Annotated in this window: 26 protein-coding genes; 11 read left to right on the forward strand and 15 right to left on the reverse strand. The window is 64.5% G+C overall.

From position 1 onward, the window contains the following. Positions 1 to 42 precede the first annotated feature (42 nt). The 3 genes from lptM (at position 43) to polA (ending at position 4,612) form a co-directional block, all read left to right on the forward strand. Positions 43 to 258 (forward strand): LPS translocon maturation chaperone LptM, encoded by a 216-nt coding sequence (lptM, locus tag ACFOSU_RS08005; protein ID WP_380688243.1) that lies wholly within the window; start codon positions 43 to 45, stop codon positions 256 to 258. Further along, a complete protein-coding gene (lysA, locus tag ACFOSU_RS08010; protein ID WP_380688245.1) occupies positions 258 to 1,520 on the forward strand; it encodes a diaminopimelate decarboxylase in 1,263 nt (420 codons plus the stop codon). Before lptM ends, lysA begins: the two co-directional genes overlap by 1 nt. A gap of 401 nt (positions 1,521 to 1,921) precedes the next feature. Beyond that, on the forward strand, positions 1,922 to 4,612 hold the full coding sequence (gene polA / locus ACFOSU_RS08015) for a DNA polymerase I (RefSeq protein WP_380688247.1): 2,691 nt from the start codon (positions 1,922 to 1,924) through the stop codon (positions 4,610 to 4,612). Positions 4,613 to 5,861: 1,249 nt separating this feature from the next. Here polA and ACFOSU_RS08020 read toward each other — a convergent pair. Next, complete coding sequence (locus tag ACFOSU_RS08020; RefSeq protein WP_380688249.1) at positions 5,862 to 6,056, reverse strand: hypothetical protein; 195 nt, start codon at positions 6,054 to 6,056, stop codon at positions 5,862 to 5,864. Positions 6,057 to 6,119: 63 nt separating this feature from the next. Then, complete coding sequence (gene yihA, locus ACFOSU_RS08025) at positions 6,120 to 6,722, reverse strand: ribosome biogenesis GTP-binding protein YihA/YsxC (RefSeq protein ID WP_380688251.1); 603 nt, start codon at positions 6,720 to 6,722, stop codon at positions 6,120 to 6,122. Between the two features lie 178 nt (positions 6,723 to 6,900). On the opposite strand from yihA, the gene ACFOSU_RS08030 reads away from it, so the two are divergent. Beyond that, on the forward strand, positions 6,901 to 7,836 hold the full coding sequence (locus ACFOSU_RS08030) for a c-type cytochrome (protein ID WP_380688253.1): 936 nt from the start codon (positions 6,901 to 6,903) through the stop codon (positions 7,834 to 7,836). A 32-nt stretch (positions 7,837 to 7,868) separates the two neighbouring features. After that, complete coding sequence (locus tag ACFOSU_RS08035) at positions 7,869 to 8,516, forward strand: thiol:disulfide interchange protein DsbA/DsbL (RefSeq protein ID WP_380688255.1); 648 nt, start codon at positions 7,869 to 7,871, stop codon at positions 8,514 to 8,516. 333 nt (positions 8,517 to 8,849) lie between these two features. Here ACFOSU_RS08035 and ACFOSU_RS08040 read toward each other — a convergent pair whose 3' ends face one another. Both ACFOSU_RS08040 and ACFOSU_RS08045 read right to left on the reverse strand, forming a co-directional pair. Further along, a complete protein-coding gene (locus ACFOSU_RS08040; RefSeq protein ID WP_380688257.1) occupies positions 8,850 to 10,070 on the reverse strand; it encodes a L,D-transpeptidase family protein in 1,221 nt (406 codons plus the stop codon). After that, on the reverse strand, positions 10,070 to 11,104 hold the full coding sequence (locus ACFOSU_RS08045) for a L,D-transpeptidase Cds6 family protein (RefSeq protein ID WP_380688259.1): 1,035 nt from the start codon (positions 11,102 to 11,104) through the stop codon (positions 10,070 to 10,072). Before ACFOSU_RS08045 ends, ACFOSU_RS08040 begins: the two co-directional genes overlap by 1 nt. Before the next feature lie 216 nt (positions 11,105 to 11,320). On the opposite strand from ACFOSU_RS08045, the gene ACFOSU_RS08050 reads away from it, so the two are divergent. From ACFOSU_RS08050 to mtnA, 4 genes are all read left to right on the forward strand, one after another. Then, complete coding sequence (locus tag ACFOSU_RS08050) at positions 11,321 to 12,817, forward strand: mannose-1-phosphate guanylyltransferase/mannose-6-phosphate isomerase (protein ID WP_380688261.1); 1,497 nt, start codon at positions 11,321 to 11,323, stop codon at positions 12,815 to 12,817. A 6-nt stretch (positions 12,818 to 12,823) separates the two neighbouring features. Next, on the forward strand, positions 12,824 to 14,179 hold the full coding sequence (locus ACFOSU_RS08055; RefSeq protein ID WP_380688263.1) for a phosphomannomutase: 1,356 nt from the start codon (positions 12,824 to 12,826) through the stop codon (positions 14,177 to 14,179). Positions 14,180 to 14,375: 196 nt separating this feature from the next. Continuing rightward, on the forward strand, positions 14,376 to 14,711 hold the full coding sequence (locus ACFOSU_RS08060) for an NIPSNAP family protein (protein WP_380688265.1): 336 nt from the start codon (positions 14,376 to 14,378) through the stop codon (positions 14,709 to 14,711). Then, on the forward strand, positions 14,708 to 15,742 hold the full coding sequence (gene mtnA / locus ACFOSU_RS08065) for an S-methyl-5-thioribose-1-phosphate isomerase (protein WP_380688267.1): 1,035 nt from the start codon (positions 14,708 to 14,710) through the stop codon (positions 15,740 to 15,742). The genes ACFOSU_RS08060 and mtnA overlap by 4 nt, the downstream gene beginning before the upstream one ends. Positions 15,743 to 15,773: 31 nt before the next feature. Here the strand turns inward: mtnA and ACFOSU_RS08070 are convergent, their stop codons facing one another. The 10 genes from ACFOSU_RS08070 to ACFOSU_RS08115 all read right to left on the reverse strand — a co-directional run bounded on the left by ACFOSU_RS08070 (position 15,774) and on the right by ACFOSU_RS08115 (position 22,447). Continuing rightward, complete coding sequence (locus tag ACFOSU_RS08070) at positions 15,774 to 16,160, reverse strand: nuclear transport factor 2 family protein (RefSeq protein ID WP_380688269.1); 387 nt, start codon at positions 16,158 to 16,160, stop codon at positions 15,774 to 15,776. Positions 16,161 to 16,207: 47 nt separating this feature from the next. Next, on the reverse strand, positions 16,208 to 16,594 hold the full coding sequence (locus tag ACFOSU_RS08075; protein ID WP_380688271.1) for a carboxymuconolactone decarboxylase family protein: 387 nt from the start codon (positions 16,592 to 16,594) through the stop codon (positions 16,208 to 16,210). Positions 16,595 to 16,869: 275 nt separating this feature from the next. Next, the gene (locus ACFOSU_RS08080; protein ID WP_380688273.1) at positions 16,870 to 17,217 is read right to left on the reverse strand and encodes a MerR family transcriptional regulator; all 348 of its coding nucleotides are present in this window, start codon (positions 17,215 to 17,217) and stop codon (positions 16,870 to 16,872) included. Between the two features lie 27 nt (positions 17,218 to 17,244). Continuing rightward, positions 17,245 to 17,805, reverse strand: coding sequence for a 1,2-dihydroxy-3-keto-5-methylthiopentene dioxygenase (locus ACFOSU_RS08085; protein ID WP_380688275.1), 561 nt, complete (start codon positions 17,803 to 17,805; stop codon positions 17,245 to 17,247). A gap of 36 nt (positions 17,806 to 17,841) precedes the next feature. Beyond that, positions 17,842 to 18,576, reverse strand: a complete 735-nt coding sequence (gene mtnC / locus ACFOSU_RS08090) for an acireductone synthase (RefSeq protein ID WP_380688277.1) — start codon at positions 18,574 to 18,576, stop codon at positions 17,842 to 17,844. Beyond that, positions 18,573 to 19,205: a methylthioribulose 1-phosphate dehydratase gene (locus ACFOSU_RS08095; RefSeq protein ID WP_380688279.1), complete on the reverse strand. Its 633-nt coding sequence runs from the start codon at positions 19,203 to 19,205 to the stop codon at positions 18,573 to 18,575. The genes mtnC and ACFOSU_RS08095 overlap by 4 nt, the downstream gene beginning before the upstream one ends. 77 nt (positions 19,206 to 19,282) lie before the next feature. Continuing rightward, complete coding sequence (locus ACFOSU_RS08100; protein ID WP_380688281.1) at positions 19,283 to 19,900, reverse strand: glutathione S-transferase family protein; 618 nt, start codon at positions 19,898 to 19,900, stop codon at positions 19,283 to 19,285. A 71-nt stretch (positions 19,901 to 19,971) separates the two neighbouring features. Beyond that, entirely contained in the window at positions 19,972 to 21,036 is a 1,065-nt protein-coding gene (locus tag ACFOSU_RS08105) for a phosphotransferase family protein (RefSeq protein WP_380688283.1), read from the reverse strand. Further along, positions 21,033 to 21,710: a TetR/AcrR family transcriptional regulator gene (locus ACFOSU_RS08110; RefSeq protein ID WP_380688285.1), complete on the reverse strand. Its 678-nt coding sequence runs from the start codon at positions 21,708 to 21,710 to the stop codon at positions 21,033 to 21,035. The genes ACFOSU_RS08105 and ACFOSU_RS08110 overlap by 4 nt, the downstream gene beginning before the upstream one ends. 35 nt (positions 21,711 to 21,745) lie before the next feature. Continuing rightward, positions 21,746 to 22,447: a histidine phosphatase family protein gene (locus ACFOSU_RS08115; protein WP_380688287.1), complete on the reverse strand. Its 702-nt coding sequence runs from the start codon at positions 22,445 to 22,447 to the stop codon at positions 21,746 to 21,748. A gap of 97 nt (positions 22,448 to 22,544) precedes the next feature. Between ACFOSU_RS08115 and ACFOSU_RS08120 the strand changes: the two genes are divergently transcribed. Beyond that, on the forward strand, positions 22,545 to 23,372 hold the full coding sequence (locus ACFOSU_RS08120) for an SDR family oxidoreductase (RefSeq protein ID WP_380688289.1): 828 nt from the start codon (positions 22,545 to 22,547) through the stop codon (positions 23,370 to 23,372). 30 nt (positions 23,373 to 23,402) lie between these two features. Next, positions 23,403 to 24,464, forward strand: a complete 1,062-nt coding sequence (locus tag ACFOSU_RS08125; RefSeq protein WP_380688291.1) for a saccharopine dehydrogenase family protein — start codon at positions 23,403 to 23,405, stop codon at positions 24,462 to 24,464. Here ACFOSU_RS08125 and ACFOSU_RS08130 read toward each other — a convergent pair. Continuing rightward, a complete protein-coding gene (locus ACFOSU_RS08130; RefSeq protein WP_380688293.1) occupies positions 24,451 to 25,284 on the reverse strand; it encodes a M90 family metallopeptidase in 834 nt (277 codons plus the stop codon). The genes ACFOSU_RS08125 and ACFOSU_RS08130 overlap by 14 nt on opposite strands. Between the last annotated feature and the right edge of the window lie 13 nt (positions 25,285 to 25,297).

Below are 25,297 nucleotides of genomic sequence, written 5' to 3' on the forward strand. Positions count from 1 at the left end.
GCTGTTAGAATCGGCGTTTATTCCTTCGGTCGCCGGACGATGATGAAAGCGAGCTGTATCGCGTTTTTGCTGAGCCTAGTGGCGAGTGCCCTGCTGACCGGCTGCGGTCAGAAAGGGCCGTTGTTCCTGCCGGGCGAGGCGCCCGAATCGCAGACCGACGGCCCGTTCGGCATGAACAGCAGCGATGACGACCAGGCCAGCCGGCCGGCGCCGCAGGGCGCCGGCAACGCGGACGACTCCGATAACGACAGCCGCTGATGGACCATTTCCAGTATCGAGACGGCGTGTTGCACGCCGAAGGCGTGTCCCTGTCCGCGATCGCCGAGCGCTTCGGCACGCCGTGCTATGTCTATAGTGCGGCCACGCTGACGCGCCATTACCGCGTGTTCGACGATGCCTTGGCCGGCATCGATCACGACATCTGTTTTGCGGTAAAGGCGAACGGCAATATCGGCGTGCTCGGACTGCTGGCCGATCTGGGCAGTGGCTTCGATATCGTCTCGGTGGGCGAATTGGAACGGGTGATCACCGCCGGCGGCGACCCGGCCAAGGTCGTGTTTTCCGGGGTCGGCAAGCGGGTCGATGAGATAGAACGTGCGCTGGAAGTCGGTATCGCCTGCTTCAACGTCGAATCCGAGGTGGAGCTCGCGCGTATCGACACGGTCGCCCGGCGCATGGGCAAGATCGCCCCGATTTCGCTGCGCGTGAATCCCGACGTCGACGCCCAGACCCACCCCTATATCGCCACCGGCCTGAAGGACAACAAGTTCGGGGTCGGTATCGAGCGCGCCGAGGCGATTTATGCACAGGCGGCGACGCTTGCGGGCATCGCCATCCGCGGCGTGGATTGTCATATCGGCTCGCAGCTGACCCGCCTTGCGCCGTTCAAGGATGCGGTGCAGCGCGTGCTGGCGCTGATCGACCGTCTGGCCGAGTGCGACATCGTGATCCGGCATCTGGATGTCGGCGGCGGCCTGGGCATTCGCTATCGTGACGAAACGCCGCCATCGCCGGCCGAATACGCCACTGCGATCCGCGACCTGGTGGCCGGACGCGATCTCAAGCTCGTGGTCGAGCCCGGCCGCGTGCTGGCAGCCAATGCCGGTGTGCTGCTGACCCGCGTCGAGCTGCTCAAGCCCGGCATCGAGGCCGACGACAAGCATTTCGCCGTTGTGGATGCAGCCATGAACGACCTCCTGCGCCCGGCGCTCTACGATGCCTGGCAGGCGATCGTGCCGGTGACCGAAACCACGGGCACCGTCGAGGCGCGGCGCTGGGAGATCGTCGGCCCGATCTGCGAGACCGGCGATTTTCTCGGCCGCGACCGCGAACTGGCGCTGACCGAAGGCGATCTGCTCGCGGTGCGCAGCGCCGGCGCCTATGGTTTCACCATGGCCTCGACCTACAACGCGCGCCCGCGGGTCGCCGAGGTCATGGTCGACGGCGACGTGCCGCACGAAGTGCGGGCCCGCGAGACCATTGCCGATCTGATGCGCGGCGAGCGGCGTCTGCCGAGTTGACTAGCCGTCCGGCGACTCGGATGTGGCTGCCCTCGCCGCGCCGCTCGCGTACAGGAACCTCTGCTTTAGTCGTCGCGGTCGCGCCGGAGTCCTTTGCGCGCGTCTGGCAAGGAAGAAGAGCGGTGTGCTCATTGCACATGAACGACTGATGACGCCGTCCAGGCGCGCGCAAAGGCCCGGCGCCATGCTCCGCATGGGGTTTGGCCCCAAAGACGCCGTTACGGCGTTGCGTAGCTTGACCCGGGAATGACCCGGGCGAGGCGCCACGCGTCTTGTATCGACGTCTTTGGCCTAAAGCATTTCTAGGGTAAACGCGATCCGTGACAACTAGAGCAGAGGTTCCTTAAGCTGTGCTCCACAATTCCCTGCGTCGACGTGACGCGGCACGATCCGTATTGCCCATGCCCAATGCCGCTCCGAAAGGCCCGCTGATTCTTATCGACGGTTCGTCCTGGCTCTATCGCGCTTATCACGTGCTGCCGCCGCTGACCAACGGCGACGGCGAGCCGACCGGCGCGATCTATGGCATGACCAACATGCTGCGCAAGTTCCTGCGCGAGTACGAGGCCGATCGCATCGTGGTGGTCTTCGACCCCCGCGGCGGCACTTTCCGCAACGAGCTGTTCGCCGACTACAAGGCCAATCGCCCGCCGGTACCGGAAGAACTCTCGACCCAGTTCGAGGGCATCAAGGCCGTAATCGCCGCCCTCGGGCTGCCCATGCTGCAGGTCAAGGGCGTGGAAGCGGATGATGTCATCGGCACGCTCACCGCGCGCGACTCGGGCGAGGTGTTGATCGTCACCGGCGACAAGGACATGGCGCAGCTGGTCAACGCCCGTGTGGCGCTGCTGGACACCATGCAGGATCGGGTCACCGACGAGGAACGCGTGCGCGAGAAATTCGGCGTCGGTCCCGAATTGATCACCGATTACCTGGCGCTGGTGGGCGACTCCTCCGACAATATCCCCGGCGTGGACAAGGTCGGCCCCAAGACCGCGGCCAAATGGCTCAACGAATACGGTTCGCTGCAGGGCGTGATCGACAATGCCGACAAGATCGGCGGCAAGGTCGCCGACAACCTGCGCGCCGCGCTGGCCGATCTGCCGCTCTACCAGGATCTGGCCACCATCCGTACCGCGCTGGAACTCGACGAGGATGCCGATGATCTGACCCGGCGCGCGCCGGACAGTGCGACCCTGGCCGAGCTTTATCGCCGCTTCGAGTTCCACCGTTTTCTCGAGGACATCGACGTACCGGCCGCCGAGAGCACGGCCGAACCGGCCGAAACCGATTACAGCACCGTGCTCGACGAAGATGCGCTCGAGGCGATGATGACAAAGCTGGAGGCCGCCGCGCTGATCTGCGTGGATACCGAAACCGACGCCCTGTCGTCCATGCAGTCGAATCTGGTGGGTCTGTCGTTCGCAGTCGAACCCGGCCAGGCCTGGTATGTGCCGATCGCACACGACTACATGGGCGCGCCGGATCAGCTGGCGCCGAAGACGGTTCTCGATCGGGTCCGGCGCGTGCTCGAAAACCCCGACATCCCCAAGCTCGGCCAGCACATCAAATACGATATCAACGTGCTCAAGCGCCACGGCGTGGATATCCAGGGCGCGGATTTCGACACCATGCTCGAGTCCTATGTATTGGATAGCACCGCCACCCGCCACGACATGGATTCGCTGGCGCAGAAGTATCTAGAGCGCAAGACCACGAAGTTCGAGGAAGTCGCGGGCAAGGGCACGAAACAGATCACCTTCAATCAGGTGGCGCTGGATATCGCTACGCCCTATGCCGCCGAGGACGCCGACGTCACCCTGCAGCTGCATCAGCTGCTCTACGCACGGCTGTCCGAAACGCCGCAGCTGAAAGCGCTGTATACCGATATCGAGATGCCGCTCATGCCGGTACTGGCCCGGGTCGAGGCTACCGGCGTACTCGTCGACCGCGATCTGCTCGGCCGCGTCAGCCAGGAAATGGCCGAACGCATGGAGCAGATCAAGACCCAGGCGTATGACGCGGCCGGTGGCGAGTTCAATCTCGGTTCGCCCGCCCAGCTCAAGGAAATCCTGTTCGACAAGCTCGGGCTGCCGGTGATTCGCAAGACGCCCAAGGGCGCGCCCAGTACCGCGGAGGACGTGCTGCGCGAGCTCGCCGACCGCCACGAACTGCCGGCCATGATCGTCGACTGGCGCGAGCTGTCCAAGCTGCGCTCGACCTATGCCGACAAGCTGCCCACCCAGATCAACCCGCAGACCGGACGCATCCATACCTCCTATCATCAGGCGGTGGCGGCGACCGGGCGGCTGTCCTCCTCCGACCCCAATCTGCAGAACATCCCGATCCGGACCGAGACCGGGCGCCGGATTCGCGAGGCTTTCATTGCCCCGCCCGGCCAGCAGATTCTCGCGGTCGATTATTCCCAGATCGAGCTGCGCATCATGGCGCATCTGTCCGGCGATGAAGTGCTGCTCAAAGCCTTCAACGACGGGCTCGACGTGCATGCCGCCACCGCGGCCGAGGTGTTCGATGCCGCGCTCGACGATGTCAGCAACGATCAGCGGCGTGCCGCCAAGGCCATCAACTTCGGCCTGATGTACGGCATGTCGGCCTATGGCCTGTCCAAGCAGCTCGATATCGGCCGCGACGAGGCCGGTGCCTATATCGAGAAATTCTTCGATCGCTTTGCTGGCGTGCGTCGTTTCATGGACGATACCCGCAAGGCCGCGGCCGCTCAGGGCTATGTAGAGACGCTTTACGGCCGCCGGCTGTATCTGCCCGAGATCAATGCCAAGAACGCCCAGCGCCGCCAGTACGCCGAACGCACGGCCATCAACGCGCCCCTGCAAGGCACGGCGGCGGATCTGATCAAGAAAGCGATGATCGAGATCGATGCCTGGCTGCACGAAACCGGCGAGCCGGCACGCATGATCATGCAGGTACACGATGAACTGGTCTTCGAAGTGCCCCGCGAGGAGGCCCAGCGGCTGGGGAAGCTCATCAGCGAGCGCATGGGCGCGATCGCGCAGCTGGACGTGCCGTTGCTGGCCGAGGCCGGGATCGCCGACAACTGGCAGCTGGCGCACTGAGCGCGACGTCAGTTTCGGCAAAGAGTTGTGATGGCGCTGTCAGCCGATGAAATGCCGGGGTCGGCAATAGGTATTCGTGCATGGGCGATCTGTGCGCAGCCGTTGTCACCAAGATGTGCAAAGCGATTTGGAAGCGGGGGCTGTCGACGGAAAAAACACCCCGAAATCAACACGGTCAGCGGGGCCGGAAATTATTTTCGTTTTATCGGGAACTCGGCCGACAGGCGCCGGTCTGACCCTGCATAAGCGACGCATAGCGCTTACACCGCTTTTCTCCCTTAGCGGGCTTTAAAAATCCGGTTCCCCCCAAGGCCGGTAACGCTTACCCCGACGATACTCCCCCTATCGCCGGGGTTTCTTTTGGCCTGCGTTTCCGCTCAGGCCAAGTCCCGATCCGGCGTCGCGGCTTCGTCGGCAGCGGTCCGATTCCCTGTTCCCCAACAGGTGCATCGGTCCGCCGTAAATTTTTTCGAATTCGTTGGAACTTCGCTCGCCATGGCGAGGTCTTATTCTTCGCAAGCTTCGTGCTTGCCCGCTTTTCTCCCTGAGCGGCAAACAATTCCGGTTCCCCCCAATGACCGGAAAATTACCCCGACGATACTCCCCCTGTCGTCGGGGTTTCTTTTTGCCTGCGTTGTGCCGACCACGTGTCGGGCCTGCGTCGCAGAGCTGTCGGCAATGGGCCGATGTCCTGTTCCCCAACAGAAAATTCGAACTGCCGAAATTTTTTTGAATTCGCTGGAACTTCCCTCGATACCGCGAGGTCTTACTTTTTGCAAGCTACGTGCTTGCCCGCTTTTCTCCCTGAGCGGCAAACGATTCCGGTTCCCCCCAATGACCGGAAAAACTACCCCGACGGTATTCCCCCTACCGCCGGGGTTTCTTTTTTTGTATCCCTGTCGACATGTGCAACCGGTGTGCTGCGTGGTGTTTCCAGCTTGTGCTAGGCCGGCCGAAAAAAATCCCAAATTTTTTTCGTGAACCCTGGAACTAAGCTGTCAGTGACCGGTCTTATTCCATGCAAGCTACGTGCTTGCCCGCTTTTCTCCCTGAGCGGTAAACAGGTCCGGTTCCTTCCCCCAAGGCCGGACCGGCCGCCCCGACAGTATTCCCCCTGCTGTCGGGGCTTTTTTATCCCTGAGCAATCAGTGATCTGGACACTTTATGCCATAGAAAATCCGCCGCGTCGAATAAACGCGCCGGATTCCCGACAAATGGTTGGTCCGAGTCGACGAGCGCGCTGTCTCGATCAGCCCGGCTGTCGTTGACGAGTCAGTTTTTCCCTTACACTCAGTAACATAAGCTCGTGGAACAACGATTTCAGTTCGCGCGAACGATGCTTGCGAGGCGCCCAGGCCACGTGCACGTCGCCCGACTCGATATCGATGATCTGCAGTTGCGGCGTGCCGTCGCGGTCCAGCCACGCGCGGATGTCGTATCCCATGTCGATGCCCAGAGACGAATTGTTCATCGATCTTATATGCGAATGATTCGCATTTGCAAATAATTACTGGTCGGGCGCGCTCGCCAGTGTCGCGATCGCTGCGCGTGCCTCGTCGATGCCCTGGCGCTTGCTCGCCGAAAACAGCTGCATTGTCGCCCCCTCGATTTCCTGCTCCACGCCACGCAAGGCCTTGATCTGCTGGTTGCGCGACAGTTTGTCCGCCTTGGTTAGAATAAGATGGAAAGCCAGACCGAAGCGGGTGCCCCAGTCCAGGAACTGGCGATCGAACGCGGTGAGCGGGCGTCGCGCATCCATGATCAGAACCACGCCGGTCAGCGTCGTACGCCCGCTGAGATAGCCTTCGATGAGCGCCTGCCAGGCGGCCTTGGTGGCCGGCGGCACGCGCGCGTAGCCGTAGCCGGGCAGGTCCGCAAAGCGCAATGGGCCGCTTTCGAAGAAGTTGATGGCCTGGGTTCGCCCCGGCGTCTTGCTGGTGCGCGCGAGCCCGACGCGCTCGCAGATCGCATTCAGCGCGCTCGATTTTCCGGCGTTGGAACGTCCGGCGAAGGCGATTTCCGGGCCTTCCGGGTCGGGAAATGCGCGCGGGGTCGGCGCCGAACATACAAACTGCATGTCCTTGAAATCCGTTGGCTTGAGCAGGTTCATGAAAAGCTACCGGCTGGGTGTGAGAAGAGCGCGACGCAGGCGGCGCCATGCATGCAGGCTGTGGCCGGCCGATCGGGTGGTATACAATAAATACGATTTCCAGATGGACGGTCGTGTTCCGGTATAGCGTCGGACCGCCGCCATTGTGCTTCCGTTTTGCGTCGGAGACGAGTACGACATGACCAAGCGCTTTATTGTGTTGTTCGGGCTGATAGTTTGTGCGGGGGCAGTCAGCGCCGATCCCTTGATGGACGGCGATGTGGACGCCGGGCAGCAGAAGGCTGCGGTCTGTGCCGCCTGCCACGGCCCCAAGGGCAACATGGTCTCCCCGCAGTTCCCCAAGCTCGCCGGTCAGGGCGCACCCTATATTTACGAGCAGCTCAAGCTGTTCAAATCGGGTGAACGCAAGAACGGAATCATGATGGGGCAGGCGTCTGGTCTCTCCGACGAGGACATGAAGAACCTCGCGGTGTATTTCGCCTCGCAGCAGACCCGGCCCGGCGCGGCCGATATAGCCGTCGCTCCGGCGGGTGCCGCGTTGTATCACAGCGGCAAGGCCGACAAGAACATTCCCGCCTGCTCGGGTTGCCACGGCCCCTCGGGCATGGGCAACGCAGCGGCCAAATTCCCGCGCCTGTCCGGTCAGAATCCGCAGTATATCGTGACCCAGTTGACCGCATATCGCGACGGTACCCGCAGCGACTACCACAACGCGACGATCATGAACGGCGTGGCCGAGAACCTCTCCGACACCGATATCAAGGCACTGGCCTCGTATGTCGCCGGTCTGGGGCAGAGCGACGGCAAGTCGTCCAAGAAGGACTATGGTGCGCTGATGCAGAACGCTGGCGGCCCGGGCGCGGCCAAGGCGAGTGGCGACGAGGCCGGCAATGACGGCAGCGACAACAAGGCCGGCGGCGATACCTCCACTCAGGCCGGCGGTGCGGCGGGTGGCGACGCCAAGCAGGCGGACAAGGCCGATGCCGCGGCCAAGCAGAAAGCCGGTTCGGCGGCAGGCAATGACACGGCCGCGGACCAGGGCGGCAACGCCGATACGTCCAAGCCCGCCGATGACGCCGGCAAGAAAGCCGGCGCCGACTCCACCCAGCAGTAACAGGCCGAGCCCAGCGGCCAAGGACCGGAATCATGACGCGACGTATTGCGGCGTTCATCGCGCTCACGCTGACCCTGTTTGCCGGCGTGGCAGCCGCCCAGAGTCTGATCACGCGGTATGTCGCGGGTGATCACTATCAGGTCATCGATAATCCGGTCGCACAGCCGGAGGACGGTAAGATCCAGGTGGTGGAGTTTTTCCTCTACAGCTGCCCGCACTGCTACCACCTCGAGCCCGAACTCAAAGACTGGCGCAAGACGCTGGGCGATGACGTCGAGTTCTCGCGGGTGCCGGTGCTGTTCGGCGCCGGCGGTCAGGTCTATGCACGTCTCTACTATGCCGCCGAGCAGTTGGGTGTTCTCGACAAGGTGCATGAAGACATCTTCACGGCCATCCACGAACAGGGCCGGCGCCTGCTGTCGGAGGACGACATCCGCGATTTCATGGAAGACCACGGCGTGGACGGCGATCGGTTTGCCGAAGCGTTCGACAGCGACGCGGTCAGCGACAAGGTGCGTGCCGCGGGCGAGACCATGCGCGCGTTCCGGGTGACGGCCACGCCGAGCTTGGGCGTGGCCGGGCAGTATTACCTGAGTGGCCGCAGCGCAGGCAGCAACGAAAAGATGTTCGACGTGGCCGACTACCTGATCGCCCAGCAGCGGGCCGCCAACGCCGACTGAGCGACGCTTGGCGGCGCTCGCCAACAGCCGGCCGGAGGCTCGCCTCGGCGCGTCGGTTCCGGCCTGAGCAGCCGCGGATGGCGTGACGCGCGCGACAGCCGTGACCATTCCGCCGGCTACGAAATCCATTCAGTGATCGTTGAATAATCGGGCCGGCGCCACGGATGCCGCTGCCAGGCGGCGGTCGGCGTCCGCCCCGAAGCGCTAATCCGGTGCTGTCCGGCGTGATCTCGATCGGGCAGGGTGTCCGCCTTGCCGTGGCGCGGTCCCGTACCGGCTTTCAGCGCTGTCGCGCATCGCACGGCTCGGGGCCGGGCCGACCCCTGCCGGAGGTCAGTCGTCTTCGGTCTCCAGCACGATCTGCCAATCACCCTGGTCGTTCTGATGCCAGTACTGGGCCTTACGGTCCTCGGAGTGGTAGTTGTTGCTGCTGTAATCCTGGGTGAAGGCGACCTTGACCATTTTGTCCTCGCCCGGATAACGAAACAGGCTGATCTGGCTCAGATCGACCGAGATATCCGTCTTCACGGCATTGACCTGCTTCTTGTAGGCGGCAAACGCGGCCTTGTCGCGCCCCGCGGCGCTGACGAAGCTGGGCGCGTAATAGGCCAGATAGGACTGGGTATCGATCGACTGCCAGCTGTGCCGCCAGTCTTCCACCGCCGCAAGCAATGACGTGCGCTGCGATTCCACGGCGCCGACCGATACCCAGTTCAGGCCCGCGGTCATGATCACCGGCGTCTTGCCGATGGTTACGTTGGCCTTGAGGGTCTCGAAATCGTCGTTGGCGATCACCACGCAGCCTTCGCTGGCCCGCGGCGTGCGCGAGTAGGTGGTACGCGGTACGCCGTGCAGCCAGATCCCGTAGCCGGTTCGGCCCTTGGCGCGATCCAGGGCGTTGGGATAGTTCACCGGCAGCGCGCCGACGCCGTAGAGCTCCGGCAGCATGTTGTCGTTGAGATACTTGGTGATGTGGTAGATGCCGATGGGCGTGCGCATGTCGCCTTCGACCTGCTTGCCGGCGCCGCCGCGGCCGATGGTGGTATAGAAATCCGATACCAGCCGTGGCACGCCCTGTTCGTTGGCGAACAGGTACAGCCGGTTGTTGGACAGATCGACCACGATCACGTGTTCGTACTGCGGCGCGATCTGCAGGATCACATCCGGCACCTTGCCGTCGGTCGAGGCGGCCATGCGATGCGCCCAGCGGGTCTTGGCCTCGTCGAGCAGGGCATCGCGTTGATCACGCATGTTCGCGCTGATCTGCGGGTCGATCGAACGACCGGTGCGGGCCACCATCAGTTCGCCGTAGACAAGCTGGGCGAGACGGAAATTCGGCCGCGCCTGAATCAGGTCGGACAGATCGTCGATCGCGCTGTCGTAGTCGCCCTGCTGGGCGAGGTTGAGCACCGCAAGCAGCTGTGATTCCGCGTCCGAATGCGGCGCATTGCCGGACGACACCGGCGCATCGGCGGCCAGTCCGGCGACCGGCCATGCGATCAGCCAGACGCAGCACACGAGCAGTAGCGGAGCACAAAAGCGCAGCATGGTCATCAGTTCGAGGCGCTCGTTTCCCTGAGAATGCGCCAGCCGGCGCGGGTTCGCTGCATGAGCAGACGTTTTTTCACCTGATCACTGTAGCTCGGAGACTCGTAGCGTTGCACGAAATCCACCTGCACACGGTCGTCGGATACCGGCGTGATCGCGGGATCCTCGATACGGATATGAATCTTGTCGGGCTTGGCTAGGCGCGCCCGGCGCAGCGCCAGCCATTGGGACCGGTTCATGCCGTCGCCGGGATCGAAGGCGTCGGCATAAAAGTCGGTATAGCCGTCGAAATCCTGCGACGACCACGCCAGCGCCCAGGCGCGCAGGGTCTGGACGATGCTCAGATTGTCGTCGGCCGGCGGGGGCGCCTCTACGGTTTTTTCCGCAGCCTCGTCAGTCGGCGTCGATACGGGCTCGGGCGGTGTTTCGGGTTTGGGCTCGGCTTTGGGCTCGGGCGCCGGCACCGACTCCGGAGCCGGCTTGGGCGGCGTGGGCGCCGGTTTGCTCGGATCGCCCGGGGCGACCGATTCCTGAGCGTAATAGAGCCGGTCGAGCAGGGTCAGCGGGACTTTCCGTGCGCTGTCGCTGCTGCCGAGCGCGCGCCGGTAGGCCAGATCCGCGAGTGCGGTATAGACATCGCCGAGGTTGCGATGCGCAGTGGCATAGGCCGGCTGGGTCGCCAGTGCCTTGTCCAGCCATTTGCGTGCCTGGTCGTAGTCGCCCTGGCGGGCATAGAGCACGGCCAGGTTGTTGGCGGGTTCGGCGCGCAGGGGAAAATCATCGGCCAGCGCCTTGAATTCGGCAATCGCGGCGTTTGTCTTATCCATGCCGGCGAGCGCGCGCGCATGCAGAAAACGCGCATCGCGGTTGCCCGGATGATCGGCGAGGTAGGCGCTGCTCTGGTCGCGCGCGTCGGTGAAGCGACCGGCGTCGACGTCGGCCTGCAGGTCGTCCAGGGTCACGGCCAGCGCCGCGGGCGAGACGATACTCAGCGCACAAAGGATACAGGCGAGCGGTTTCGCGGTTTGTCGTCGAATCACGTGTGCTTGGTCCCGTCCTGCTGGATGTGGCGCGCGGCCCGTCGCCGCTGCGGCAGTCGCCCGCCGGACGATTGCCCGCGCCCCCAGGTTCGCCACAGTAATATCTTGAAATTATACTAGACTTGCGCAATTGCCTCGCGTTGCGCTGGATATTATCGATCGGCGATCACGCCCGTCGCTTTCAATGGTCCGTTCAAGGGCCCCGTGGAGAAACACATGTTGATACCGGTATTGCTGGCCGGCGGCGTGGGAAGCCGCCTCTGGCCGCTGTCGCGTCAGAGCCGCCCCAAGCAGTTTCTGGCCCTTGCCGGCACCAGCGACCGCAGCCTGCTCGAGCAGACGCTCGGGCGCGTCAGGCAGCTCGACGACCTGGGTCCGGCGCTGATCGTGGGTAATGACGAGCATCGTTTCGTGATGGCCGAGCAACTGCGCAGTTCGGGCATCGACGGCCGGGTGATGATCGAGCCGGTAGGGCGCAATACCGCGCCCGCGGTCGCTGCTGCCGCGTTCGAGATCTGCGCCCGCCACGGCGGCGACGCCGAACTGCTGGTACTGCCCACGGACCATGCGATAGGCGACGCGGCCGCCTTTGCCGACGCCATCACGCGGGCACGCGCCAACGCCGATCGCGGCCGCCTGACGCTATTCGGGGTCACGCCGGATCGCGCCGAGACCGGCTACGGCTATATCCAGGCCGGCAGCGTACTGGCCGACGGCGTGCGCACGGTGCAGCGGTTCGTGGAAAAACCGGATGCCGAACGCGCCGCCGAATACCTGGCCCATGGCGACTATTTCTGGAACAGCGGCATGTTTCTGTTCGGCGCCCAGGATTATCTGGACGCCCTGGCCGAGCAGGCGCCGGATATCCACGCCGCCGCCGCGGCCGCCCATGCCGCGGCCCGCACCGATATCGATTTCCTGCGCCTGGACGCCGACGCGTTTGCCGCCAGTCCTGCCGACTCCATCGACTACGCGGTCATGGAGGGCACCGACCGCGCGGTCATGGTCGAGCTCGACGCGGCCTGGAACGATCTGGGCAGCTGGTCGGCCGTGGCCCGCGCGGCGGGCCGGGATGCGCGCGGCAACAGCGCGCGTGGCGATGTCTGGCTTGAGGACAGCGACGATTGCGTGGTCCACAGCCAGGGCCGGCTGGTGGCCACCCTGGGCGTGCGCGATCACGTCATCGTGGAGACGGCCGATGCGGTGCTGGTGGCCGATCGGTCTCGCGAGCAGGATATCAAGACGCTCGTGCAGCGCCTCGCCGTCGAAGGCCGCAGCGAGGCGGTGGAATACCGCAAGGCCTATCGGCCCTGGGGCAGCTACGAGCAGATCGCCGCCGGCGAGCGTTTTCAGGTCAAGCATATCCGGGTCACGCCGGGCGGGCGGCTGTCGCTGCAGAGCCATCACCACCGCGCCGAGCACTGGGTGGTGGTCCACGGCACCGCGCTCGTCACCTGCGACGAACGCCAGATGCTGCTCACCGAAAACGAATCCACCTTCATCCCGCTGGGCGCGGTGCATCGGCTGGAAAACCCCGGCAAGGTCGAACTCGATCTGATCGAGGTCCAGTCCGGCAGCTATCTGGGCGAAGACGATATCGTGCGCTATGACGACGTCTACGGCCGCGCCGATGTCGAACCCGACGCAAAAAATACTGTCGATGGCGAGGGCGCCGCGGCGGCTGTCTCGCCAGTATCCGACGACAAGGAGTAATGCCCGATGGGCCAGTATTATCCGTTCTTCAAAGCCTATGATGTCCGTGCACGCGTGCCCGATGAACTCGACGCCGACCTCGCGCGCCGTATCGGCAGCGCGTTCGTGGCCGAGATCGGCGCGAAGACCGTGGTCGTCGGCCGCGACATGCGCCTGTCCAGCCAGGAACTGGCCGATGCGCTCATCGAGGGCCTGACGGCGGCCGGCGCCGACGTGCTGGATATCGGCCTTTGCGGCACCGAAGAAGTCTATTACGGCACGTTCTCGCAGAATGCGGACGGCGGCATCATGGTCACCGCCAGCCACAACCCCAAGGATTACAACGGCTTGAAGTTCGTGCGCGAGCAGGCGCGGCCGATCTCGGCCGATAACGGCCTGTTCGATATCGAAAAACGCGCCTATCACAACGATTTCACCCTGGCCGACCGGCCGGGTGAGCGGCGCGCGCTGGATCAGCGCGCGGCCTATGTCGATTTCCTGCTCGCCCAGATCAAGCCGGACAATCTCAAGCCGCTGCGGATCGTGGCCAATCCGGGCAACGGTTGTGCCGGACTCGTGGTCGAGCTGCTCGAAGAGCGCCTGCCGCTGGATATCGTGCGCATGCATTTCGAGCCGGACGGGCACCTGCCCAACGGTATTCCCAACCCGCTGCTGGTGGAAAACCGCGAGGCCACGGCCGCCGCGGTGCGTGAACACAAGGCGGATTTCGGTGTTGCCTGGGACGGCGATTTCGATCGCTGTTTCTTCTTCGACGAGAACGGCGAGTTCATCGAAGGCTATTACATCGTCGGCCTGATCGCGCAGATGCTGCTGGCGATGAATCCGGGCGAAGCCATCGTCCACGATCCGCGCCTGACCTGGAACACGCTGGCCCAGGTCGAGGAGAACGGCGGCCGCTCGGTGCAGTCCAAATCCGGCCACTCGTTCATGAAGCAGACCATGCGCGACGTCGACGCCCTCTACGGCGGCGAGATGAGCGCGCATCACTATTTCCGCGATTTCTCCTACGCCGACAACGGCAATATTCCGTGGCTGGTGATGGCGCAGCTGATCTCGGAGAGCGGCAAGCCGTTGTCCACGCTGGTCAAGGAACGCATCGCCGCCTATCCGGCCTCGGGCGAGATCAACCGCGAGATCGGCGATCCGGATGCCGCGCTGGCCGATCTGGAATCGCACTACGGAACAGCCGCCGAGGCGGTCGAATACGTCGACGGCCTGTCGATGGATTTCGGTAGCTGGCGCTTCAACCTGCGCAAGTCCAATACCGAGCCGGTGGTACGCCTGAACGTCGAGACCCGCGGCGATATAGCCCTGATGCGGGAAAAGACCGACGAGCTGCTCGAGCGACTGGCGACCCACTGACTCGCCGGCTGGCAGCCTGTTCCGCAGGCCCGCAGGAAGGAGCAAAAACAAAGACTATCCGCAGATGACGCAGATATAAGAGAAGGGCAAGCGAGTGTCTGTAATCATCTGCGTCTTTCTGTGTTCATCTGCGGATTGCCTGCCTGTATTCGCCAGTATTGGCCCGCGACGCATTGCTGTTGAGAGGACGCGACTCATGGTGACCTGCTATCTGCGCTACGAGATCGACCCGTACAAGAAAGCCGAATTCGAGCACTACGGGCGCCTGTGGATTCCGCTGGTCGAGCGTTTCGGCAGCGCCCATCACGGCTATTTTCTGCCCTACGAGGGCGCTAACGATATTGCGGTCGCGATGTTCACCTTCGCTAGCCTGGCAGATTACGAAGCCTATCGGCGCAAGGCGGCCGACGACCCGGACTGTCAGGCGGCGTTTGCCTATGCCGAACAGACCCGCTGCATCGTGCGCCATGAGCGCAGCTTCATGCAGCCGGTATTCGGCAAGGGCGAGGCCAGAACAGGATTCACACCATGAACGATTGTGACTGTCTCGCCCTGCGCCTGAGCGACGACCGCCTGCAACTGCTGGATCAGGCCCAGCTGCCGCATCGTGAGCACTGGTTTGCGGTCGACGATGTGGACACGCTGATCGAGGCGATCCATGCGCTGCGCACCCGCGGTGCGCCGATGATCGCGATCGCCGCGGCCCTGCTTGTTGCCGTGCGCGTGACCATGGGCGACGACCGCGATCGAATTGTCGTTGCCATCGAGCGCCTGCACGCGGCGCGGCCGACCGCGGTCAATCTCGCCCATGCCATGGACGGGCTGCGAGCGGCGCTGGGCGCGCCGGACTGGCGTGCCGCCGTGATCGACTGCGCCGAGCGGCTGTTCGACGACGACCGCGCGCTCTGCGATGCGATGGCTGAGTACGGCGCCGCCCTGATCGACGACGGCGAACGAATTCTTACCCACTGCAACACCGGCGGACTAGCCACCGCGGGCATCGGTACCGCGCTGGGCGTGATCCGCCGTGCCCACGAGCAAAACAAGGGGATCTCGGTATGGGTCGATGAAACCCGGCCGTTGTTGCAGGGCGGGCGGCTGACCGCCTGGGAACTGGGCGCCCTGGGCGTGCCGTACCAGCTGATCACCGACAACATGGCGGCGAGTTTCATGGCGGCGGGGCAGGTCGACCGGATCATCGTTGGCGCCGACCGGATCGCCGCCAACGGCGATTTCGCCAACAAGATCGGCACCTACGGGCTGGCCGTGCTCGCCCGCTATCACGAGCTGCCGTTTCACGTCGTCGCGCCGCACACCACGCTGGATGCGGACTGCGCCACGGGCGCCGCGATTCCAATCGAGCAACGGGCGGCCGCCGAGGTGCGTGGCGTCAGCGGCGCGGCCGGGGATCTGTGCTGGGCGCCGGCCGATGCGCCGGTGGCCAATCCCGCCTTCGACGTCACCCCGGCGCAACTGATCACCAGCTGGATACTCGATACCGGCGTGTTCGATGCGGCGGATGTTGCTGCGGGGGCGCTGCGCGAGGCCGCCAGCGCGGCGTGACTGGCGTGTTCGGGGTCACTGAAGACGTCGCTCAGTCGGTATAGGCCGCCACGAGCGCGGCCGTGTCCTCGAACATCTTGTAGGAAATGATGCGCCCGTTGGCCAGCCGGCAAACCAAAGCCCATTCGCAGGCAAAGGTCCGGTCGGTTCGGCGTACCTGATGCTGCATTCGGCCGTGGGCAAAAACCGTGTCGCCGGCTTCGGCCCACTGATGGATGTCGAGGGCCTCGGTATCGAACAGCTCGCCGAGAGTGGCAAGGAAACGCCGTACGCCCGTATGGCCCTCGAACACGCCGTAGATCGGTACGCGCTCGGGTCCCTGGGCTTCGAACACGGCCTGTTCATGCACCTGTGCCAGCGCGCCCTCGGCGTCGCCGTCGGCAAGACAGGCAAAGAATGCCTGGACGGGGTTTTTCATGTTGGGTCGCCTCGGAAGGGAATGACGCTGCGATGATTGCCCGGCGCTCAGTCGTCGATCAGGCCGCGCTCGGTGAATACGTCCTTGGCGACGGCCATGCCCTTGAGCGCGGCGGGAAAGCCGGCGTAGACCGCCATCTGGATGATCGTTTCCACGATCTGCCCAGGCGTGCAGCCGACGTTGAGCGCGGCGTTGATATGCACGTTGAGCTGGGGCTCGCAGTGGCCGAGGGCTGTGAGTGCCGCGACCGTGATCAATTCCCGGCTGGGCAGATCCAGGCCCGGGCGCTGGTAGATATCGCCGAACGGAAATTCGATGGTGTAGCGGGCGAGATCCGGCGCGATGCTCTGCAGGCTCTCGATCACCCTGGCGCCGGCCTCACCGTCGATCTCGCGCAGTCGCGCCAAGCCTGATTCATAGCGTTCGTTGGTCATGCGATGGGCTCCATAGGGGGCCGCGGAAAGCGGCATGGAGTCGACGCTACAACTTCGAGTGCGCTCAAGGTCAAGCACAACAACCGAGCCCGACCGGCACCGCTCATAAAGCCTCAGTGAAGCAGGCTATGCATCCGCAGATTACGCAGATCAGAGAAACAAGCAGGGTGTCTGTGGATCAAGTCTGCGGATATCCTGAGACTCTCATGCGTGCTCGCAGACTCGCGGCTTTCCTGGGCGAGCCACGATGCAGTGCCGATCTGGAAGGGGCAGGCTCAGAGCGAACGGTAGTAGGCGATCTTGTCGTGGATGGTCGCCAGATGATCCTGCGCGGTGGCTATTTTCGCGGCCATCGCGGTGGCGTGTTCCTGTAGCAGGATCATACGAGCATGTGCGGTACTGTCGCCCTGGGCGCGCAGTTGCGCATAACGGCGTATCTGGGCGAGCGGCATGCCCATGTTCTTGAGCCGTGTGATGAACGCGACCCAGTCCAGATCGCCCTCGCTGAATTGCCGGTGCCCGCTGACGTTGCGCGCGATCGCCGGCAGCAGGCCGATGCGCTCGTAATAACGCAGCGTATGCACGCCCACGCCGGAGCGTTCGGCGAATTCGGCAATCCGCATCGCCGGCCGCGCTGCGCGAGCTTGCGTCTACTGGCCCAGAATCTGCTCGCCGGCGGGCCGGAATTCACTGGCAATATCGGTGCCGGTGAATTTTGCCACCCAGCCTTCCTGGTTGTTGAACAGACGGATCACCTTGAAATGCGGCGCCTCGCCCATGTCGAACCAGTGATGGGTGTCGGCCGGCACGCTGATCAGGTCGTTGGCTTCGCACAGCGTCGCATAGACCTTGCCGCCGATATGCAGGGTGAACAGGCCCGCGCCGTCGACGAAGAAACGCACTTCGTCCTCGCTGTGACTGTGCTCGTCCAGGAACTTGGCCCGCATGGCGTCCTTGTCCGGATGCTGCGGGTGAATGCCGATCACGTCCCAGGTCTGATAGCCGAACTGGGCCTGCAGACGTTCGATATCGGCGGCGTAGGCCTCGCCGATCTGCTCGGCGGTGGCGTCGGCGGGCAGCGCGTGTTCCGCGGGCCAGCGCTCGAACAGTACGCCGACCTTGTCCAGTTCGGCGCTGATCGCATCGGCGTCTCGGGTATCCAGGATCGGGGTCTCGGTATCGTTTTCGTTGTAGACGGTCAGTCGGCTCATGGAACTCACTCCTGCGATATGGCGTGGGCGCCGGGGTCAGATCAGCTCGATTTCGTCGAACGATTGCACCACCCGATGCGCTTCACTCATTCTAGCGTTTTCCTGGGTTTTTTCATCGCGCGCGACCCAGCAGGTCTGCATGCCGGCGTCGGCGGCGGCGTCGAGCTCGTCGCCCACGTCGGAGAGAAACAGCAGCGACGACGGATCTTCGCCCAGTTCGGCCGCGATGGCCTTGTAACTGCTGCGCTTCTTCTTGGGCCCGATGCGGGTATCGAAATAGCCCGAGAACAAACTCGTCAGATCGCCGTGATCGCTGTAGGTGAACAACAGCCGCTGTGCGGCGACCGAGCCCGAGGAATACACATAGAGCGCGCGCCGGTCGTCGGCCCAGGCCTGCAATGCGGCCACCGCATCGTCGTAGACGTGGCCGGTGAAATCGTTGTCCTCGTAGCCCTGTTGCCAGACCATGCCCTGTAGCGCCTTGAGCGGCGTGGCCTTGCGGTCGGCGTTCATCCAGTCGCCGAGGATATTGATCACGGCGTCCAGGTCCGCCGTCGGCTTGTCGGCTTCGGCGCGAACATCGTCGAGCAGGGCAGCCACTTCGGGCTGATCGGCGCGGGCGCGCACGAAATCGGGCAGATACTCCTGTGCGTAGGGGAACAGCACGTCGTGGACGAAGGCGATGTCGGAGGTCGTACCCTCGATATCGGTGATGATGGCCAGCACCTCGGGCGTAGGTTCCTCCAGGCGCAGGCGGGTCGGGTCGCTCATGATCGTGTCTCCAGTTGCCGGCGGGCCAGTTCGCAGGCGAGCAGAAATTCCCAGCCTTCCAGGTGACGGCGGGCGGTGGCGATATCCGCGCCCCAGGCATAGATGCCGTGGCCGCGCACCAGAAAACCGTAGGCCGGGGCGGCTTCGTCGAAGCGCGCATCGAGCGCGGTCGCCAGCGTATCCATGTCCTGGCTGTTGTCCAGCACCGGCAGCCGCAGCACGCCTTCGTGGCTTGGGTTGCCGCTGATCGCCTTCTGCATCTCGTAGCCGTCGAACGTGAGCACGCTCGGCCGGCCGAGCCGGGACAGCAGGGTGTTGGCGATCGAATGCACGTGCAGCACCGCGCCGATTGCCGGATCGCGCCGGTACAGGGCGAGATGCAGTCCGGTTTCGGCCGACGGCCGACCGGCGCCGCGCAGGGTGCCGTCGAGGGCGATGGGCAGCAGGTCCGCGGGACTCAACGTGCCCTTGTCGAGACCCGACGCGGTGATCAGCACCTCGCCGTCGTCGGCGCGGGTCGAGAAATTGCCGCCGGTTGCCGGGCACAGGCCGCGGGCCGCGAAAAAACGCGCGGTGTCGCACAGCTGCGCGGCCCGGGCCTGCATGTTCGGCGCGATGTCATCGGCCATGGCGGTGTCGAAGCAAGGATTCTGCGCGCAGGTTAGCGCCGCTGGCGCCGGCAACCAAGCACCGCGACGCGCCCGCGTCAGGCTTTGGCGCTATCCCGCGCGGAAACCGCGTCGTGCCAGCGCTTGAGATGCGGCTGATCCTCGCCGATACGCAGCTTGACCACGCGCGCGAAATCCACCGCGCACAGGGCGGTGATATCGGCGATCGAGAAATCGTCGCCGGCGATATAGTCGTTGTTGGCCAGATGCTGATCGAGAAAAGTGAACATCTTGGTGGCCCGCTCAAGGCTGATCTCGCCGAACTCCTTCGAGCACTTCTCACGATCGGCGAATGCGCGGCTGATGTTGCGAAAGGCAAGCGCGACCGGCAGCAGCAGCTTCAGCTCCATGCGCCGGTTCCACATCTCGATCGCGGCCTTGCTCTTCGCATCGCGCCCCATGAGCGCGGGTTCGGGCTGGATCTCCTCGAAATAACGGCTGATGGCAACCGATTCGCTGATACAGGTGCCGTCGTCGAGTTCAAGCGTGGGCACGCCACACATCGGATCCTTGCGCCGGTAGTCGGCACTGAGATTCTCGCCGGCAACCAGATCCAGGTTGATGATCTCCATATTACCGAGATCAAGGCCTTTCTCGGCCATGAAGATGCGCACACGGCGCGGGTTGGGGGCGCGGTCACTCTGGTAAAGCTTCATCTTGATTCTCGCGGTTGGGTCGTTGTTCGTATTGTTCGTGAAAAGAGCGGTGATTCGTCTTCAGCCCGAACTCAGGCGGCCGCGATGACGCGTTCGCACTGTGCGGCCAGCACCGCCACCGATGTCCCGAACGACTCGAAGCGCTTGTCGCGGGTCTTGCCTTCGACAAAACGCTTGTAGATCTGTTGCAGGATCGCGGCGAGCCGGAACAGGCCGAAGGCCTGATAGAACGGCCAGTCGTCGATCGATTCGCCGGTCGCCTGGCGATAGCGATCGATCATCTGTTCGCGGGTCAGCATGCCGGGCAGATGCGTCGGCCCCATGCGGATCTGCTGCATGTCCTCGGGGTCGTCGGCCTGCACCCAGTAGGCCATCGAGCAGCCGAAATCCATGACCGGATCGCCCAGGGTGGCCATTTCCCAGTCGAGCACGCCGATGATGTGGCCCAGGCCTTCATCGAAGACGACGTTGTCGAGCTTGTAGTCGTTGTGGATGATCGCCGCGCGGGTGACGTTGGGAATCCGCGATTCCAGCCAGGTCATGATCGCCTCGCAGTCCGGCACATCGTCGGTGCGGGCGTTGCGGTAGCGAGTGTTCCAGCCGGTGACCTGGCGCTCGATATAGCCCTCGGGCTTGCCGAAATCGGCCATGCCGGCGGCGTGGATGTCGGTGGTGTGCAGGGTCGCCTGCACGTCGAGCAGCTGCTCGCACATGCGGGTGGCCTCGGCCGGCGACAGGGTGACGCTGTCGGGCAGATCGCGGCGCAGGATCACCCCGCGCAGGCGCTGCATCACATAGAACTCGGCGCCAATGACGTCGTCGTCGGTGCAGTGGACGATGGGCTTGGGGGCATAGTCGTAGACGCCGTGCAGGCGTGAGAGCACGCCGTATTCGCGGCCCATGTCGTGGGCGGATTTCACTTGGCTGCCGAAAGGCGGGCGGCGCAGCACGTATTCGGCGTCGTCGACGCGCAGCAGATAGGTCAGGTTCGACGCGCCGCCGGGAAACTGGCGGATGACGATATCGCCGTCGGCCGGCACCAGTTCCGGGGCGTGCTCGCGGCAGTAGGCGGTCAGCGCCGCGGCGTCGATGTCCTCGCCTTCACGAATGTCCTTGGCCTGGTCGATCGCACTCATGGGGTCTCCGGGGTCGTTGTCAGATAGGCCTGGATCGCTGCCGTCACGATATCGGCATAGGCGTCGACCGTCAGGCCGCGTTCGCGGTGCTTGCCGTGCTTGAGATACCAGTCCTGCAACAGCGATTTGAGCAGGCCGGCGGCGACCGCGGGGTCGGTGGCGCGGTACAGGCCCTGGTCCTGCCCGGCCTGGATGATGTCGGTGAACACGTGCTCGGAGGCGCGTTCCATGGCCACAGCCTGATGGCGTTCGTCCGCGGCCAGATGATGCGCCTCCATGTACAGGAAGAAAAACCACTCGCGCAGGGCCTCGGTGGTCATCAGATGCGCATGGATCGCGCGTGCGAGCATCGCGCCGGCGTCCTCGCCGCCGGGCTGCACCGCCGCCATCACATCGCCCAGGGTGCGCGCGATGCGCCGCTGGATCAGCTGGGCGAGTTCGTCCTTGTTGCCGATATAGGCGTAGAGACCGCCCAGCGACAGGCCGCTGGCGCTCGCCAGTTCGCGCAGGGTCATGGCGGCGAAACCCTTGCGGTTGGCCAGTTTCAAGGTGGACTGGATGATCCGGGTGAGATTCTCGCTCGCGACCTGGGGGCTGCGTACCGAAATGGAGGGCTCGCCCGCCGCCACGATCGCTTCGCACAGGCGTGCGGTGTCCAGCCCGTGGGTCTGCACAAAGGCCTCGTATGTGGGATAGGCGGCCGTCATGCTCAGCGAAAGGTCACGAGTGCGGGGTCGCCGGCGCCGTGCAACGCACTGATATCGTTGAAGCCCAGCAGTCGCCAGCCGGAGCGCGTGGAGCGCAGGTCGCTGATGCTGGCGTTGTAGATGCTCCAGTTGAGTTCGATCGTCTTGTCGTCGCTGGCGGCCATGGCCGCACTGATAGCGACCGCGATCGGCCCGCCGGAACTGAACACGCCGATGCGGCAGTCGCGCGGCAGCTCGTCGCGCAGGCGCGCGAGCGCGGCGCCGACCCGCGCGCGGAAATCCACCCAGCTTTCGCAGCGTGGATGCTCGTGGGATGTACCCGCAAGCCAGTGGCCCATGACCTGTTCGAAGGCTTTCTGGAACAATCGGCGGTCGGCACTGATCCCGTCGCGCTGGGCGGCCAGCGCCGTATCCTCGTCCAGCACTCGCGGCAGATAGGCCGCGAACAGTGCATCGGCGTCGTATTCATTGAAAGCGGGGTCGGTGCGCAGCGCTGGTGGCTGTGTCCAGGCGTTCGCGGCGAGCGTGGCGGTTTTCTGCTGGCGAGCGAGACTGCCGGCCAGGAGTATGTCCGGAATCAGGCCGGCGGCGGCCATGTGATGACCCACAAGACGCGCCTGCCGTTCGCCGGTCGGCGACAGCAGGTCGTAGTTGTCGGTACCGAAACTGGCCTGGCCGTGTCGGATGAGCAGAAGCTGTGACATGGCGCGACTATAGGCAGCGCCTTCAATGCCGGTCAACGTCGAACGATCGTTCGTTCGGTATGCTAGCTTTTCACGAGTACAGGCGGGACAGGCATCGATGGCGGCAGACAGCAACAGCGAACGGCTCGGCGGCAAGCGCATCGCCATCACCGGCGCCGGCAGCGGGCTGGGACGGGAACTGGCGCTGTCGTTTGCCCGCGCCGGCTGGCGCGTGGCGGTGACCGATATCCAGACCGGTCGTGCTCGTCGCGTCGCCGGTGAGGTCAATGACGCCGGCGGCGAGGCGATGGCGCAGACGCTGGATACGCGTGAATCCGATGATTTCGACGCCCTGGCCCGGCGCGTGAGCGATGAATGGGGCGGGCTCGATGTTTTCGTCAACAACGCCGGCGTCTCCAGTGCCGGCCTGGTCACCGATACCTCGGAAGCGGACTGGGACTGGATGCTGGACATCAACCTGATGGGCACGGTGCGCGGCAGCCGGGCAATGCTGCCGATGCTGCGCGAAAGCCGCGGTCACCTGGTCAATACGGCGTCCTTCGCGGCCATTGCCAATGCGCCCGGCATGGCGGCCTACAATGTCGCCAAGGCCGGGGTGCTGTCGCTGTCGGAATCGCTGCGCGCCGAGGAACACGCCCACGGCGTCGGCGTCACGGTGGCCTGTCCGGCGTTCTTCGCCACCAATCTGCTGGACTCCTTTCGCGGTACCAACGATCGCCAGAAGGCGATGGTCAGGAAACTCATGGACCGGGCCAAGATCACCGCCGCAGATGTGGCTGCCGAAATCCACGATGCCGTGCTGGAGAATCGCTTCCTGGTCATTCCCGGCCGCACCGCGCGCTGGCAGTACCGCATGAAACGGCTGTCCCCGGATACGTTCTTCGACGCCGTGCTCAAGGCCACGCAATCGTTCACCCGATCCTGACCCCCTCTTTATCTCGAGAAATCATCCGCGATGACCGACCACTCCTTCATGATTTACGGTGCCTATGGCTACACCGGTGAGTTGATTGCCCGTGAAGCCGTGGCGCGCGGATTACAGCCGATTCTGGCTGGTCGCGACGACGATCGCGTTCATGCGCTGGCACAGGAACTGGGCCTGGAATCGCGGGCCTTCGGACTCAAGGAGGCCAGCGAAATCTCGCCGCAGCTCGCGGACGTCGACGTGCTGCTGCACTGCGCCGGGCCGTTTTCGGCGACCGCGCCGCAGGTGATGGCGGCCTGTATTCAGGCACATACGCATTATCTGGACATCACCGGCGAAATCAGTGTCTTCGAACATGCCTTCTCGCGGCATGACGATGCCGTCACGGCGGGGGTCGTACTGTGCTGCGGCGTGGGTTTCGACGTGGTGCCTACCGATTGCCTCGCGGCTTATCTCGCCGAGGCCATGCCCGACGCCACCGCGCTGGCGCTGGGCTTCGACTCGCGTTCGGGGTTTTCGCCGGGCACGGCCAAGACCTCGGTCGAGGGCCTGGCCGAGGGCGGCAAGGTTCGGCGCGATGGCCGTGTGACCACTGTACCGCTCGCCGACAGCGTGCGCGAGATCGATTTCGGTGACGGACCCAAGCAGGCCATGACCATCCCCTGGGGTGATATCTCCACCGCCTGGCGCACCACCGGCATCGGCAATATCGAGGTCTACATGCCGATGGCGCCCAAACGCATCACCCAGGTCAAACGCCTCAACTGGGTTCGGCCGCTGCTGGGCCTGGCGCCGCTGCAGGCGCTGCTCAAGTCGCGGGCGGGACGTGTCCAGGGTCCGGACGCCGGCCAGCGGGAAAGTTCGCCCACTCACGTCTGGGGCGAAGTACGTAACGCCGAGGGCGAGGTCCGCGTGGGGCGTCTGCTGGTGGCTAACGGTTATACGGTGACCCTTCACGCCAGTCTTGCGATCGTGGCGCAGCTGTTCGCCGGCGACACCGCGGGCGGCGCGTACACGCCGTCGCAGCTGGCCGGGCGAGATCTGGCCGAGCGTCTGCCCGGCAGCGGCAAGGTGACGATCAGCGCGGAGTAGCCTGTGTCTGCGCGTCGGTGAAATGCGGCCTGCAGCGCGCGGTATCCAGATCGAAATAGGCGGCCATCACTGCATGCAGATCGGGATGTGCGTCGGCCAGCTCGGCGCCGCGCTGAAAGAACGCTTCCACGGCCACGGCGAAGAATTCGGCGGGGCTCTCGGCGCCGTATATATCGATTACCGGCGAGCCCTGGGCACGCAGAGTGTCGAACGCACGGCTGAACGGCCCCGACCAGCTGTCGACGCCGGCCATGGGCGGTGCGCCTTCGGTATCGGGCGCCGCGAAATCCAGCAGATGCGCGAATTCGTGCAGCACGACGTTGTCGGCCGCGCCGGCCAGGGCCTGGCGGATATCGCTCCACGACAGCACCACCCGGCCTTCCTGCCAGGCTTCGCCGGCGGCCAGCAGCGGCAAGTCGTCGACCAGACCGTGCTCGTCGGGCAGATCGCGCGGGATATAGAACGCATCCGGGTAGATCAGTATCTCGCCGGGCAGGGCGAACTCGGCCGGCTGCGCGCCCAGGCACAGCAGGCTCGCCTGCGACGCCACGACCAGCTGCATCTCGCCTGTCAGCACCAGGCCACCACAGCCTACAAAGCGGACGTCAGCCAGCAGGCGGGCGCTCAGACGCAGTAGCTTGTCGCGCTGACGCGCGGTGAGCAGATCACGCCAGGGCAGGCGCTCCAGCAGCAGACGCTGTTCGGCGGCGGTCAGCTGCGCCGGTTTGCGCCAGCGGCGACGCAGCCGGGGATAGGCCATAATCGACGCAGCCGCCGCGAGGGCGCCGGCGATCACGAGTATCGCGGCGATTATATTCATGGCTTGGTCACGG

This window comes from Salinisphaera aquimarina (genome assembly GCF_042643355.1).
Taxonomy (GTDB): domain Bacteria; phylum Pseudomonadota; class Gammaproteobacteria; order Nevskiales; family Salinisphaeraceae; genus Salinisphaera; species Salinisphaera aquimarina.